16 protein-coding genes are annotated in these 13770 nt (G+C 71.8%); 12 read left to right on the top strand and 4 right to left on the bottom strand.

Annotation, left to right across the window (positions count from 1 at the left end):
• Positions 1–309: 309 nt before the first annotated feature.
• Both ACIQZO_RS34135 and ACIQZO_RS34130 read left to right on the top strand, forming a co-directional pair.
• Positions 310–2181, top strand: coding sequence for a C1 family peptidase (locus tag ACIQZO_RS34135; RefSeq protein ID WP_403633940.1), 1872 nt, complete (start codon positions 310–312; stop codon positions 2179–2181).
• A gap of 15 nt (positions 2182–2196) precedes the next feature.
• Positions 2197–2547 carry a hypothetical protein gene (locus ACIQZO_RS34130; protein ID WP_403633937.1) on the top strand — a complete coding sequence of 117 codons (351 nt, stop codon included), beginning with the start codon at positions 2197–2199 and terminating at the stop codon, positions 2545–2547.
• On the opposite strand, the gene ACIQZO_RS34125 is transcribed toward ACIQZO_RS34130, so the two are convergent.
• Positions 2531–3712: a DUF418 domain-containing protein gene (locus tag ACIQZO_RS34125; protein WP_403633934.1), complete on the bottom strand. Its 1182-nt coding sequence runs from the start codon at positions 3710–3712 to the stop codon at positions 2531–2533. The genes ACIQZO_RS34130 and ACIQZO_RS34125 overlap by 17 nt on opposite strands.
• Positions 3713–3902: 190 nt before the next feature.
• Here ACIQZO_RS34125 and ACIQZO_RS34120 point away from each other — a divergent pair, with 190 nt between their 5' ends.
• Entirely contained in the window at positions 3903–4553 is a 651-nt protein-coding gene (locus tag ACIQZO_RS34120; protein WP_403633931.1) for a GntR family transcriptional regulator, read from the top strand.
• A gap of 8 nt (positions 4554–4561) precedes the next feature.
• Entirely contained in the window at positions 4562–5980 is a 1419-nt protein-coding gene (locus tag ACIQZO_RS34115) for a nitrate/nitrite transporter (protein WP_403633929.1), read from the top strand.
• Between the two features lie 56 nt (positions 5981–6036).
• On the opposite strand, the gene ACIQZO_RS34110 is transcribed toward ACIQZO_RS34115, so the two are convergent.
• Positions 6037–6867 (bottom strand): maleylpyruvate isomerase family mycothiol-dependent enzyme, encoded by an 831-nt coding sequence (locus ACIQZO_RS34110; RefSeq protein WP_403633926.1) that lies wholly within the window; start codon positions 6865–6867, stop codon positions 6037–6039.
• 150 nt (positions 6868–7017) lie between these two features.
• On the opposite strand from ACIQZO_RS34110, the gene ACIQZO_RS34105 reads away from it, so the two are divergent.
• On the top strand, positions 7018–7794 hold the full coding sequence (locus tag ACIQZO_RS34105) for a carbon-nitrogen family hydrolase (RefSeq protein ID WP_403633924.1): 777 nt from the start codon (positions 7018–7020) through the stop codon (positions 7792–7794).
• Positions 7795–7965: 171 nt separating this feature from the next.
• Positions 7966–8277 (top strand): hypothetical protein, encoded by a 312-nt coding sequence (locus ACIQZO_RS34100; protein WP_403633921.1) that lies wholly within the window; start codon positions 7966–7968, stop codon positions 8275–8277.
• Here the strand turns inward: ACIQZO_RS34100 and ACIQZO_RS34095 are convergent.
• A complete protein-coding gene (locus ACIQZO_RS34095) occupies positions 8249–8770 on the bottom strand; it encodes an LURP-one-related/scramblase family protein (protein ID WP_403633918.1) in 522 nt (173 codons plus the stop codon). The two genes, ACIQZO_RS34100 and ACIQZO_RS34095, sit on opposite strands and share 29 nt — an antisense overlap.
• 32 nt (positions 8771–8802) lie before the next feature.
• Between ACIQZO_RS34095 and ACIQZO_RS34090 the strand changes: the two genes are divergently transcribed.
• Together ACIQZO_RS34090 and ACIQZO_RS34085 are read left to right on the top strand one after the other, a co-directional pair.
• Positions 8803–9615: a hypothetical protein gene (locus ACIQZO_RS34090; RefSeq protein WP_403633915.1), complete on the top strand. Its 813-nt coding sequence runs from the start codon at positions 8803–8805 to the stop codon at positions 9613–9615.
• A gap of 28 nt (positions 9616–9643) precedes the next feature.
• Positions 9644–10171 carry a DUF4240 domain-containing protein gene (locus ACIQZO_RS34085; protein ID WP_403633913.1) on the top strand — a complete coding sequence of 176 codons (528 nt, stop codon included), beginning with the start codon at positions 9644–9646 and terminating at the stop codon, positions 10169–10171.
• Here the strand turns inward: ACIQZO_RS34085 and ACIQZO_RS34080 are convergent.
• Positions 10162–10827 (bottom strand): MSMEG_1061 family FMN-dependent PPOX-type flavoprotein, encoded by a 666-nt coding sequence (locus ACIQZO_RS34080; protein ID WP_403633911.1) that lies wholly within the window; start codon positions 10825–10827, stop codon positions 10162–10164. The genes ACIQZO_RS34085 and ACIQZO_RS34080 overlap by 10 nt on opposite strands.
• Positions 10828–10917: 90 nt before the next feature.
• On the opposite strand from ACIQZO_RS34080, the gene ACIQZO_RS34075 reads away from it, so the two are divergent.
• The 4 genes from ACIQZO_RS34075 (at position 10918) to ACIQZO_RS34060 (ending at position 13758) form a co-directional block, all read left to right on the top strand.
• Positions 10918–11391, top strand: a complete 474-nt coding sequence (locus ACIQZO_RS34075) for a recombinase family protein (protein ID WP_403633909.1) — start codon at positions 10918–10920, stop codon at positions 11389–11391.
• Between the two features lie 64 nt (positions 11392–11455).
• Positions 11456–12526, top strand: coding sequence for a recombinase family protein (locus ACIQZO_RS34070; protein ID WP_403633907.1), 1071 nt, complete (start codon positions 11456–11458; stop codon positions 12524–12526).
• A 460-nt stretch (positions 12527–12986) separates the two neighbouring features.
• On the top strand, positions 12987–13229 hold the full coding sequence (locus ACIQZO_RS34065) for a hypothetical protein (RefSeq protein ID WP_403633905.1): 243 nt from the start codon (positions 12987–12989) through the stop codon (positions 13227–13229).
• A gap of 10 nt (positions 13230–13239) precedes the next feature.
• Positions 13240–13758, top strand: coding sequence for a DUF6879 family protein (locus tag ACIQZO_RS34060; protein WP_403633903.1), 519 nt, complete (start codon positions 13240–13242; stop codon positions 13756–13758).
• Positions 13759–13770 lie beyond the last annotated feature (12 nt).

Here is a 13770-nt window from a genome sequence, read left to right as displayed (position 1 = left end):
TCGTGGGGGCCGGCGTAGGTGAGGGCGTCGGGTGCGGTCTGGGGGGCGTAGCCGAGGGGGGGGGGGCCCCCCCCCCCCCCCCCCCCCCCCCCCCGCGGGGGGGGGGGGGGGGGGGGCGGGGGGGGGGGGGGGGGGGGGGGGGGGGGGGGGGGGCGCGGCCGGGGGGGGGGGGGGGGGCCCGCCCCGGGGGGCCCCCCCGCGACCGTGCGGACCCCCTTGACGCCCCTCTGCGCCCACGGGACGCTCCCGGGTCTCGAACCGAACGGTTGCAGCTGGGGGGCCGCTATGCCGGAGGATTCTGTTCAGTCGGTGGGGGAGTTGCGTGCGCAGCTCGTCGCACGGGGGGCACGCTGGTCGGTCCTGGAGCATCTCGCCGACGAGGAGCCCGTGCCGCGGCCTTCGCTCGGTCTGGAGCCCGGGGCGAATCTGACGCCCGCCGCGGACGCGGGGGTGATCGATCTGGCGGGGATCATCGGCCACGCCAGCGGCAATCCGCATCTGACCCGGCGCCGGGCCGCGCACGGGCTGCTGCCCGGGGTGCGGGGGCCGGCGGCCGGAGCCCGGCCCGCGGCCGTGGACTGGCGCAGCCGCTGGGGCCTGCCGTGGATCACCAAGGTGAAGGACCAGAACCCGTGCGGCTCCTGCTGGGCCTTCGGCGCCGCGGGCCTCGTGGAGTCCATGGCCCGTATCGAACACGACGTATGGGCGGAGCGCTCCGAGGGGGACGTGCACGACGGTCTGCGCTTCACCTGCGGGCAGGGCAGCAATCCGGAGACCGCCCTGGACTGGATCAGGGCGAACGGCGGGCTCGCCGACCCGGACTGCTGGCCGTACAGCACCCCGCCCGCGGGTCTGCCGGCCGCCCGCCGCGAGGCCTGGCGCGCCGAGTACACGCCCAGTTGGGACCGGTCGGGCAGGACCGTCCGGATCACCGACTACGTCCGCCTCGGCGACGTGGAGCAGCAGAAGGTCTGGCTGGACACGGTCGGCCCGCTGACCGCCTGCTTCGACGTGTACGACGATTTCTTCGGGCTCGGCTCCGGGGTGTACCACCGCACCAGCGACCATCTCGCGGGCGGGCACTGCGTGTTGATCGTCGGCTACGACGACGCGGCCGGCTGCTGGCTGTTCAAGAACTCCTGGGGGACGGGCTACCACGTCGGCGGCTACGGCCGGATCGCCTACGGCGAGGTCAACATCGACCACTGGGCCAAGTGCGGCCTGCGCGGCACCAACATCGACCCGTGGACCAAGCGCCGCCTGCACACCGGCAACGTCTACGAGAGCGGCAACGGCCGCGCCCACCGCAATTTCGAGCTCCTCGCCACCACCGCCGACGGCCGGCTCCAGCACTGGTGGCGCGAGGGCGACGCCCCGTTCGCCTGGGCCCGCGCGGGCACCTTCGCCGGCGACGCCGCCGGACAGCCCGCCTTCACCGGGAGCACCTACAACCGCAACATGGAGTCCCTGCACGTGACCACCGGCGGCCGGCTGCGCCACTGGTACTACGAGCAGTCCGCGGGCGTCTGGCGTGACGGCGGCGCCTTCGGCCCGGGCGACGCGGCGGTCGGTTCGACCCCGGCATTCATCCAGAGCGACTACGGCAAGCCGGGCAACTTCGAGGTGGTGGTACGGACCGCCGACGGCCGGCTGGGCCACTGGTGGCGCCTCAACGGAGCCCCCTGGACCTGGAACGACGGCGGCCGCTTCGCCTCCGGCATCGCCCACTACGGCGCCGCCCTCGTCCAGACCCGCGCCCGCCACCTCGACCTCGTCGCCGCCCTCACCGACGGCCGCATGCAGCTGTGGTGGCGCGACGATCCGAACGGCTTCGCCTGGCGGGCGGGGGAGATCTTCGGCAGCGGTACGGCGGCCGTCTCCGCGCCCTGCCTGATCGAGGGGCAGTCCGGTGCCGCCGACGAGGACACCGCCGGGAACTACGAGCTGTGCGTGGCTGTGGCCGGCGGCCGGGTGGAGCACTGGTGGCGAGGGAACGCCGGCGGGTCGCCCTGGCGCCGCAGCGCGGTCTTCGGGCACGACGTCGCATCCGTCACCGGGATGCTCCAGGGCAGTTTCGGGTTCAACCTGGAAGTCATCGTCCTGCGCACCGACCGCCGCCTCCAGCACTACTGGCGGGACGGCGCGGGCTGGCACGAGGGGTCGGTGATCGGCCCCGTCTGAGAGGACCGGGCGGGCGTGGAGGTACGGAGCATCGTGCTGGTCCCCGGTGAGGCGTACGAGCTGCGGCTCACCGGGCGCGGGGCGCGCGGGTACGTGTGGACCTGGCAGGTCACCGGGGACGCGGACGCGGTGACGGTGGCGGAGGCCGCCCCCAAGGCCCCCGCGGCCCCGGAAGCCCCGGCCGCCGCCGCGGCCCCGCCGCCGGGGGCGCCGGTGGAGCGGACCTACGTCGTACGGGGCCGCCCGCCGGGCGGGAGCCGGGCCCGGATCCGCTTCGCGCAGGTCCGGCCGCCCTACCCGGACGAGGCCCCGTACGACGAGTTCGTACTGGACGTGGAGGTCGCGGCGGTCACCGGCGCGGCCTGAGCACGGTGCGCTGGACGGCTTCCAGCGGGCCGTGGTCGAAGCGGCGCAGCCACAGCCACGAACCGGCCGCCAGGGCCAGGCTCACACAGGCCCACAGGCCCATCACCCACCAGGGTCCGCTGCCGCCCAGCTGCTCGGCGAGGCCCAGCCCGATGCCGTAGCAGAGCAGCATGCAGAGCAGGTTCTGGGCGACGTAGCAGGACAGGGCGGTGCGGCCGACGGAGCCGAGGGCGGTGCGCGCGGCGGCCGGGATCCACCCGCGGTCGAGGGCGATGCCGATCAGGCCGATGTAGCCGAGGGCGAGCAGCGGCGCGGCGCCGTAGCGGCCCAGTACGTAGAAGTCGGAGCCGCCGAGGGTGGTCGCGGCGTTCAGCGGCAGCCCGAGGCCCAGGCCCCAGGCGGCCATCCGGGTCCTGACGCGGCGGCCGTCGGCGGTGGCGGTGAAGGCGCCGGCGCGGTGCAGCCGCACTCCGAGGAGGAAGAGGAACACGAGCAGTCCGAAGGAGAAGACCGGCTCGATGCGCAGGGCGAGGAAGTGCTCCAGGCGGAAGGCGATCTGGGCCGGGTAACCGCCGCCGGCGTACAGCTCGACGGCGGCCGGGTCCGCATGCTTCGGGGCGCCCGCGGGGCGGCTCAGCGCGTCGAGGGTGACCAGGTAGACCAGCGCCAGGTGCAGTCCGCCGGCCGTCCACATGGCCCGCCGCCGCACCTTCTCGGAGCGGGCCAGCAGCCACGCGACGAGCAGGGCGGTGACCGCGTACCCCATCAGTACGTCCCAGGCGAAGACGAGCACGAAGTGCACGGTGCCCTCGACGAGGAGGAAGGCGGCGCGGCGCGGGTAGCGGCCGGGCCAGGGGTCGCCGCGGCGGGCGGCGGAGTCGAACTGGATGGCCAGCCCCACGCCGAACAGGACCGTCAGCAGCGACAGGAACTTACCGTCGGCCAGGAAGCGGAAGACGCTCTCCGCGATGTGGGCGGCGGAGGGGTCGGCGATCGGGTCGGGCGGCTTCAGCCCGCCCTGGAGCACCCCCCACTCCGAACCGGGCGAGCTGAAGATCCAGACGTTGGTCATGAGGGTGCCGAGGATCGCGGCGCCGCGCAGGACGTCCAGGAGGGGCAGCCTCGCGGTCTTCTGTGCTGCCGGGGCGAGCAGGGTGTCGGCCATGACTCCAGCCTTCCGGCGCGCGGGTCCCCGTACGTCCTGCGGGTGGACGAAGGCGGGGTACATCCTTCGATGCAGCGGGAGGGGCCGCGGCTCGTGCCCCCTCCCCCGGTCGGCGGTCGCTGTCCGCGGCCGTGGTCCACATCCTGGATCCGTCATCGGCTGGCACCTCTGTTGTATCTATCCTGTGCGCATGCCTGCTCCCGCCCATACCGTGACCGCCGCCGAGCGGGTCTACCAGCACGTCAAGCAGGGCGTGCTCGACCGCGTCTACGAAGGCGGCATCCTCCTGACCGAGGGCGAACTCGCCACGGCCGTCGGGGTGTCCCGCACCCCCGTCCGCGAGGCGCTGCTGCGGCTGGAGACCGAGGGGCTGCTGAAGCTGTACCCGAAGAAGGGCGCCCTGGTCCTCCAGGTCTCCGCCCAGGAGATCACCGACGTCCTCGAAACCCGGCTGCTGGTCGAGGAGTTCACCGTACGCAGGTCCGTGCCGGCCCCACCGGGCCTGCTGGACCGGCTCGCCGTCCTGCTCGACGAACAGCGCCGGCACGCCGCCGGCGGCGACCTCGCCGCGATGATGGCCGCCGACCGCGGCTTCCACGCCGAGATCGTGCGCAGCGCCGGCAACCAGATCCTGTGCCGGCTCTACGACCAGCTCCGGGACCGGCAGCTGCGGATGGGCGTGGCCCTGCTGCACGCCCATCCGGAACGGCTGGACCGGACGCTCGCCGAGCACGCGGAGATCCTGGACGCGCTGCGCGCCGGGGACGAGGAGAAGGCGGCCGCGGCGGTCCGCGGGCACATCGGCCGGGTCGAGGCCCTGGTGCGCGGGCCGGGCCGGTGAGCGGTCCCATGAGCAGGCCGGTGAGCGGGCCGGTGAACGAGCCGGTGAGCGCCTCCCCCGTCAGGGCCGACATACCCGCCGACCCGCCGGGAGGCAGGAGGGCCGTCGCCGTCTGGAGCATCGGCGTCGCCGTCTACTTCGTGGCGGTGATCTTCCGTACCAGCCTGGGCGTGGCCGGGCTCGACGCCGCCGACCGCTTCCACGTGAACGCCTCTGCGCTGGCCGCCTTCTCCCTCCTCCAACTGCTCGTCTACGCGGGCATGCAGATCCCGGTGGGCCTGATGGTCGACCGGCTCGGCACCAAGAAGGTGCTGACCCTGGGCGCGGTGCTCTTCACCGTCGGCCAGCTCGGCTTCGCGCTCTCGCCCTCCTACGGGATGGCGCTCGCCGCGCGGGCGCTGCTGGGCTGCGGCGACGCGATGACCTTCATCTCGGTCCTGCGGCTCGGCACCCGGTGGTTCCCGGCCCGGCGCGGGCCGCTGATGGCGCAGCTGGCCGGGCTGGTCGGCATGGCGGGCAACCTCGTCTCCACCCTCGTCCTCGCCCCCGTGCTGCACGGCGTCGGCTGGACCGCCGCCTTCGCGGGCAGCGCGGTGGCGGGGCTGGTGGTCCTGGTACCGCTGGTGCTGTTCCTGCGGGACCATCCGGAGGGGTACGGGCCGGCGCCGGCGCGACGCGGGTCCGGCGGTGCCGGTGGGACCGGCGGTGCCGGTGGGACCGGCGGCTTCGTACGGCGTCAGATCCGGGAGTCCTGGGCCGAACCCGGCACCCGGCTCGGCCTGTGGGTGCACTTCACCACGCAGTTCCCCGCGATGGTGTTCCTGCTGCTGTGGGGCATGCCCTTCCTCGTCGAGGCACAGGGGTTGTCACGGACCACGGCGGGTGGACTGCTCACCCTGGTCGTCGCCTCGAACATGGCGCTCGGGCTGGCTTACGGCCAGATCGTCGGGCGCCGGCAGTCCGCGCGGATCCCGCTCGCCCTGGGCACGGTCGGCCTCACGGCCCTGCTGTGGGCGGCGGTCCTCGTGTACCCGGGCGACCGGGCGCCGATGTGGCTGCTGGTCACTCTGTGCCTGGTGCTGGGCGGCTGCGGACCGGCGTCGATGATCGGCTTCGACTTCGCCCGCCCGGCCAACCCGGCGGAGCGCCAGGGCACCGCCTCCGGGATCACGAACATGGGCGGCTTCATCGCCTCCATGACCACCCTGCTGACGGTGGGCATCCTGCTGGACGCCACCGGTGACAACTACCGCATTGCCTTCTCCACGGTCTTCGTCCTCGAAGCGGTGGGCGTCGTCAGCATCCTGCGCCTGCGCCCGTTCGCCCTGGCCCGTGAACGCGAACGCGAACGCGCCCGCGACGCGATCCCGGGCCCCGCCGCGGCCCCCGCGACCGTCCCGACGGAACCGGGCCGCGCACTGGCCTGACCGGGGCGGGAGCGCCGGGCGCCGCCCTCGCTCCCGCCGACGACCGGTGAGGGGACCTACGGAGTCACCGAGAACTGCGTGAGGATGGCGTCCGCCAGCTCGGCGTCGCCCTCCACCTTCACCCGGTCCGCGACCGTGTGCGCCCGCACCCGGCCCGCCGCCAGGCGCACGTACGTCTCCCAGTCCAGCGTCAGGGTCGCCGCCGGGCCCAGGGAGGGCGACTTGTCCACGGTCCCGCGGCCGTCCGCGTCGACCCGTACCGTCCGCATGAACTCCAGCTGACCGTGCACGTCGATCACCACCGCCGAGTTCGCCGGCGCGCCCGCCCGCTTGGCCACCACCTTCGCCAGCCCGGCCAGCAGCATGTCCCGCGCCACGTGCGCGCCCGGCGAGTCCCAGTTCCCCGGTACCCCCAGCGCCGCCCGCAGGTCCTGCTCGTGGATCCACACGTCGAAGGCCCGCAGCCGCAGCGCCTGCTCCAGTGTCACCTGTTCACCGAGCGGCCCGCGCACCATCGTGGCCGGATCCCGCTTCTCGTTGCGCAGCTGCCGGGAGCGCCGGATCACCGTGTACTCCAGCTCCGAGGTCATCTCCGGAGCGGTGTGGTGACGCCGCACGTCGACCTGCACCTCCATGTACCGGCTGAACTCGTCCACCACGTGCCGCAGGTCCCGCGCCACCGTGTGGATCGGTCGCGGGTCCCCGAGCTGCTCGCACTCGATACCGATGATGTGTGACACGACGTCACGGACGGACCAGCCGGGACACGGCGTCGCCCGGTTCCACTCGCCCTCCGCCAACGGGAGGACCAACTCGGATATCGCCTCGATGGAGTGCGTCCACGCGTCGGCATAGGGCTGGAGGGCGGGATGCGGATGGACGGTCAACGGGACCCCTCGCGGTGCTGTTCAATGGCGCGTTTTAAGAAGCTGTGGACTCAGTTTCCAAAACTACGCTGCCGGTGAGCACCCCGGCAGTGCTTTCGTGTGACGATCGTAGGCCCGAGTTGACGGCTTGAACGCCAGGACGGTGGTAGTGTGCGCGCCTCGCTGATCCAAATCGCAGTGAACGAGGGCGAGTCGGTGTCTTCCCGACGTACCCGCGTCGCCGAGCTCGTACGGGAGCAGGCGGGCTCCGATCTCGTGGTCCTCCCGGAGCTGTGGCCGGTCGGCGCTTTCGCCTACGAGCAGTTCGAGACCGAGGCCGAACCACTGGACGGCCCGACCTACGAGGCCATGTCCGGGGCGGCGCGCGACGCCGGGGTCTGGCTGCACGCCGGCTCGGTCGTGGAGCGCGCGGGCGACGGCTCCCTCTACAACACCGCCCTCGTCCTCTCCCCGGCGGGAGAGCTGGCCGCCACCTACCGGAAGATCCACCGCTTCGGCTTCGACCAGGGCGAGGCCGTACTGATGTCGGCCGGGGACTCCCTGACCACGCTGACCCTGCCGGAGCAGACCCTCGGCATCGCCACCTGCTACGACCTGCGCTTCCCGGAGCTGTTCCGCGGGCTGGTCGACGCCGGGGCCACCACGATGGTCGTCGCGGCGGGCTGGCCCGCCCGCCGCCGCTCCCACTGGACCCTGCTCAGCCGGGCGCGCGCCGTGGAGGACCAGTCCTACGTCCTGGCGTGCGGGCTGGCCGGCACCCACGCGGGCGTGGAGCAGGCCGGGCACAGCCTGGTGGTGGACCCGTGGGGCGAGGTCCTGGCCGAGGCGGGCCCCGGCGAGGAGGTCCTCACCGTGGACCTGGACCCGGCCAAGGTCCCCGAGACCCGCTCCCGGTTCCCGGCCCTGAAGGACCGCCGCCTGAGCTGACGGGCCCCTGGGGCCCCCGGGGCCCGGTCGGCCCTCTGGTCCGCCCCGGTCAGCCCTCTGGTCCGCCCCGGTCGGCCCCGGTTGATGCCGGGGCCTGTGGGCAGATGCGGGGCAGACGAGGAGGGCGGGCGGCGCCGGCCGCCCGGATCCGCGACGAGGAGGCCGTACGCCGTGACGCAGGACGCAGAAGCCGCGCTGGAGGCCGCCCTGGAGCCGCACGAGCCCGGCGCCGCGGAGGTCGCGGCCCGGGAGCGCGTCCGGGACCGGGCCACCGGCATGACCCACCACACGGCGCAGGCCGCCCTGGAGGCCGTGCTGGCGGACGCCGGCGACCTCGAGTCCGCCGACGCGTCCGTGCGCGCCGAGGCCGCGGAGTGGCAGCGCATCACCGACCTCCTGCTCGACCACGGAGGCCCGTACGCGCCGGACACCGACGCCTATGTGCAGGGCCAGCTCACGGCCCGGGAGCACCATCGGGACTGACCCCGTCCTCCCGCTCCTTCTCCGCCATCCGGATCACGCACACCGCGACCGCGATCAGCAGCGCCGCGTCCGCGTCCTCCCGGACCACGTCCACCGCGTACGTCTCGCGCAGCCGGTACCACTGCCGCGAGACCAGCGCGAGCAGCTCCCCGTCGTACTCGACCTTGAACTCGCGTTCCAGGATGCGCCCGCTGACGTCGAGCTCGGTGCCCTCGGCCAGGGTCACGCGGAAGTGGCCCCGCAGCAGCGAGAGCCGCTTCCTGCGGATCACCGCGAGCCTGCGCTCGTCCCGCTCCAGGGTCATCGCGTCCCGCAGCGTGAACAGCTTCCCCCGCAGGGTGATCAGGATCTGCCCGTCGGGATCCTTCAGCTCCAGCGTGTCCCGGAAGCGCAGCGCCTTCCCGTCGACGAGGAAGGCGTGCCGGCCGTCCTCGTCCTCGATCCAGTAGTCGTCCCCGATGGCCAGCATTTTGTCCCGAACGAGGTATTTCATGCGCTGATCAGTGCCCGCGATAGGTTGCCCTCATGCCCCTGCTCTACGTGACCGACCTGGCGTACCCCGCACGCGGCCGCCGCTACTGCGACGAGGACATATTCCTCACGTCCCGGCTGCGCGCCGAGTTCGACCTGGCCCTGTGCCATCCCGCGGACGCGGAGGCCCTGCTGCCGCTCGGCTTCGACGCGGTGATCGTCCGCAACAGCGGCCCGGTCCTGCACTACCAGGAGGCCTACGACTCCTTCCGTGCGGCCGCCCTCGCCGCCGGGGCCCGCGTCTACAACCCGCTCACCGGCCGCGCCGACATGGCGGGCAAGCAGTACCTGCTCGACCTGACGGCCGCCGGATACCCGGTCATCCCGACCATCGACGACCCCGCCCGGCTGGCGGAACTGCCGCAGGTGCCGCAGTACGCGGTCAAGCCGAAGCAGGGCGCGGACTCCATCGGCCTCACCTTCACCGCGACACCGGACGGGCCGGCCGGGGCCGTGCTGATCCAGCCGCGCATCGACTTCACGTACGAGGTGTCCTTCTACTTCGTCGACGACGCCTTCCAGTACGCGCTGCACGCCCCCGACCCGGCCCGCCGCTGGGAGCTGACGCCCTACACCCCGACCGACGCGGACCTGGCCTTCGCCCGCTCCTTCGTCGACTGGAACACCCTCGACCACGGCATCCAGCGCGTGGACGCCTGCCGGGCTCCGTCCGGCGAGCTGCTCCTGGTCGAGCTGGAGGACCTGAACCCGTACCTGTCCCTGGACCTCGTCCCGGCGCCGGTACAGGACGCCTTCGTCGGCGCGCTCACAAGATCCATCCACACCTTCCTCAGCACCCCCGCCTGATGTCAGACCGGGCTGCCAGGCTTTCCCCATGGACAAGCAGACGTTCTGGAAGCTGATCGAGACGGCCCGTGCGGACGCGGATCCGCAGGAGGTGGCCTCGCGCGCGGTGCAGCTCCTCGCGGACAACCCGGAGGCGGAGATAGCCGCCTCCCAGCAGGTGCTGTGGGACCTGCTGGCGGAGTCCTACCGGGCGCCGCTCTGGGCCGCGGCCTACGTGATCAACGGGGGCTGCTCGGACGACGGCTTCGACTACTTCCGCGGCTGGCTCCTCACCCAGGGGCGGGAGACCTTCGAGGCGGCCCTGACCGACCCCGACTCGCTGGCCGCACACCCCGCGGTCCGCGAGGCGGCGGTGCGGGGCCTGGACCTGGAGGACGAGGGCGCCCTCTCGATCGCCTGGCGGGCGTACGAGGCCGGCACCGGCCTCGAGCTCCCCGCGGACTCCTTCACGATCAGCTACCCGCCCCTGGACCCGTCCTGGGACTTCGACTTCGACGACAGCGACGAGATAACGGCCCGACTGCCCCGGCTGAGCGCCCTGTTCGCCTATTCGTAGCGGTACAGCAGGGACTCGCGCTCCTGCTGCCGGATCTCCTCGATCGTCAGACCGGGGAGATCCAGGTGGGAGAGGGTGATCTCGGCGGAACTGGGGACGGCGTCCTCGGCGAGCCACTGCTCCGGCTTCCAGGCGTTGCTGCGCAGGAAGGCCTTGGGGCAGTGCTGGTAGGCCCCCTCGACCTCCAGCACGATCGCGCTGCGCGGGGGCTTGCCGACGGAGGTCAGCCGCTCCAGCAGCCGCGGATCGGCGGACACGCAGGCCCGCCCGTTCACCCGCAGGGTGGTGGCCCGCCCGGGGATGACGAAGATCAGCCCGGCCCGGCCGGTCTCCACGATGTTGTGGGCGGTGTCGAGCCGCTTGTTGCCGGTGGCGTCGGGCAGCGCGAGGGTGAACTCGTCCAGCACGGCCACGAATCCGGGCGGCCCGCCCCGGGGCGTGACATCGCAGGTCCCGTCGGCACCGGCACTGGCGACGAACACCAGCGAGGAGCGCCCGATGACGGCCCGAGCGGCCTCGTGGATCCGGTCCACGGCCTTCCGGCGCGCCATCTCGCCGGGACTCTCATAGAGCTCCCGCAACCCCTCGGTGCTCCGCACGGCGGTGGCACTCACGGCATCGAATATCCGCCCGCTCGGCGGCGCACTGGCTGTCATACCCGGCACGCTACCGGGCCGGGCCCGGCAGCCCGCCGTATGCGCGTGATCCGGTGTTCATACCCGGATGGCAAGCTTGAAGGATGAACGATGCTGCCCCGGAGCCCACCCCCGCTCCCGCGCCCCGCCGTGCCCGTGCCCCCGAGCACTGCTGACCTGTACTTGCGCCTGTCTCTGGACCGGGAGGGCAAGACCGCGATCGACCGCCAGGAAGCGGACTGCCGGGCGTGGGCGGAGCGCAACGGACTGACCGTCCGCAAGGTCCACATCGACCGTGGACGTTCCGGTTACAAGAACGTCAGCCGCAAAGGGTTCGATGCGGCGATCACAGCCGCTACGGCCGGCGTCGTGGGCGTTCTGATCGTCTGGAAACTCGACCGCCTGTCCCGCAAGGGCATCGGCGAGGTCAGCAAGGCGCTGGACGACATAGGCCGGGTCGGCGGACGGTTGGTCTCCGTCGTGGACGGCCTCGACACGAAGAACGACAGCGCCCGGGTCACCATCGCGATGCTGGCGGAACTGGCGCGCAACGAGTCCCGCAAACCTTGGGATGCGCGTCGGTAACGCCAAGCGGTACCTACGCCAGCGGGGCCAGTGGATCGGCGGACAGCCGCCCTACGGGCTCCTGGTGGACCCGGAGACGAAGAAGCTCGTCCACGACGCCGAGACCGCCGTCTACGCCCGCCTGATCGCTGACGAAGCACTATCCGGGAAGGCTCTCGTCCACATCGCCCGACTGCTGAACGAGAACGGGGTGGAGTCGGCCCGCGGAGGAGAGTGGAACTCATCCAGCGTCATGCAGCTCCTTCGCTCACCGGCCTTCGCAGGCCTCATGCCACAGACCGAGTACGAGGAGCAGCCCGACGGGACACGTAAGTACATGAACCGGGTCTCTCCCTACCGGGACCCGGAGACCCTCGAAACCGTGAGCATCGGTGAGGGGATCATCACGGTTGGGGAGCGTGAGCTCATCCTCCGCCGGCTCGAAGCGCGCACGTTCCCTCTGGCGGGGAAGCGGCACGGTCACAAGCAGGGGAAGTCGCTGCTCACCGGGATAGCGCGTTGTGGGCTCTGCGGGGCCCGGATGAGCAAGGCCGGCACGTCGTACCAGTGCTCCAGCCACCGCATGGGACGAGGATGCTCCGGCGTCTCGGCTCGGGTGGAGAGCATCGACGACTACGTGACCCGGGCGTTCCTCTCACGCCTGCCGTCCCTGGAGCCCCAGGACCCGTTGCTCGCCGTGATCGCCGATCGCTGGGTACAGAGGGAGGACCCCGAGGTTTTCGCGAAGCGGGACGCGATTGGGGCGGAGATCGCGGACGAGGGAGCGCGTCTGGCGGACCTGGAGGAGGCCAGGTACGTCCGTGGCGAGTTCACCGGCGCAGACGCGATCGACCGGTACAACCGGCTCGCCGGACGACTTCGTACCCGGATCGAGGGGCTGCGCGCGGATCTACTGCGGATGCCCACTCCTTCCGTGGACATTTCTCCGCTTCTGGATGCGGGCCTGCTACATGAAGCTTGGGAAGCCGATGACGCGGCCGGAAGACGTGACCGTCTCGGCCTCGCAATCGATCGCGTGGAAGTCCGGCGAGGCAGGGTGGGCGTGAGGTTCAACGGTGATGAGCGCTGCCGGATCGTCTGGGCAATCAAAGACGATGCTGGGGCGGAGTCAACGGGTGACGAAGTGACGGAATGACGGTCGAAGCCCATTACCTCTTTAATAGAATGTTCTGAGTCTCTATAGATGGAATAGAACAAAACGTCATTCCGTCACTGGGGCCATCGGAGGGGCGGCGCGAAGTTGCGCTGTGGTCGCCATCCCGACCCCGGCCCCAGCTCAGAATATGCACGCTGGGTGCGACGCTGTTTTTCGGGCCCATCATCGCCCTGACCAGCGGATATCGACCGCCGAAGGCGCGAGAGCGACAGAGTTAACGCCCCGCAAGGCCCGCCGAACGCCCCATGATGCCGCCCGGAGGGCAGGGCAACACCACGAGCATCCGCACTGGAACCCGTGATCGGGACGGCGAGCGCGGGTGCTCTCGTCCCTTCGCCGGCGCCCCGATCCGTCTTGTCTGAAGGCCCTCTTGCGCGGCTCAGCCGCAGGGGTGAGGCTCGTGCACGCTGGTGCAACCCACTCGACGGCGGGAGCGACCATGACCCTAAAGTTCCTCGGCATCATCCCGAACACGCCGACTGACGAGTCTCCGACGATCTGGCTCCGCGAGGAGACCGGCGACCTTCTGATTCAGTCGTACAAGGCGACGGAGGACGAGGTGAAGACGTGCCAGGAGATCGGTTCGATCCCGGGCCACTCCACGGACGTTCCGGACCACGAGACGATCATCCGGCTGCCCGCGGTGATGCTGAAGTACATCCCGCGCCCGGACGACAACTGAGAGGCAGGCCGTGCAGCCACCCGCCCGTCATGCACTGGCACGAGCGCAGCACTCGGCGGTGCACCTTGAGTTGCGTGACAGCTACATGCTCGATGACCCCGAGTTCATCGCGTGGCAGCAGGGGAAGCGCCTCGACCGCGCTGACCGGTCTTCGTGGTGGGGCGGCTGGCACGACGCGGTAAGCGAAGCGACGGCCCGAGGGGTTGTGGTCCGGCGGCTCCGGATCGTGTCGGAGCCGATCAGCGACTACGTGCGGTACGAGTACGACTGCACCTTCACGAACATCGCGGCGGGTGAACTGGTCCGGTGGCTGCCACGGCGGCGGACGACGGACTTGGCCTTGCCGGGTACCGATTTCTGGCTGTTCGACAGCGCGCAGGCGCTGTTCCACCACTTCACCGGGAACGGGCAGCTCGACCAGGACGGGCGGGAGTACGCGGAGGAGCCCGAGCGGGTGAAGCTGTGCGCCGTCGCCTTCGACGCAGCCTGGCAACGGGCCGTTCCGCATGAGGAGTACCGACCGCGCTGAGCTGTCAACACC

The organism is Streptomyces sp. NPDC097617, assembly GCF_044761485.1.
In the GTDB taxonomy this organism is placed as follows: Bacteria; Actinomycetota; Actinomycetes; order Streptomycetales; family Streptomycetaceae; genus Streptomyces.
The sequence above is the reverse complement of the archived record's forward strand: the minus strand, read 5'-3'. Positions and strand labels throughout refer to the sequence as shown.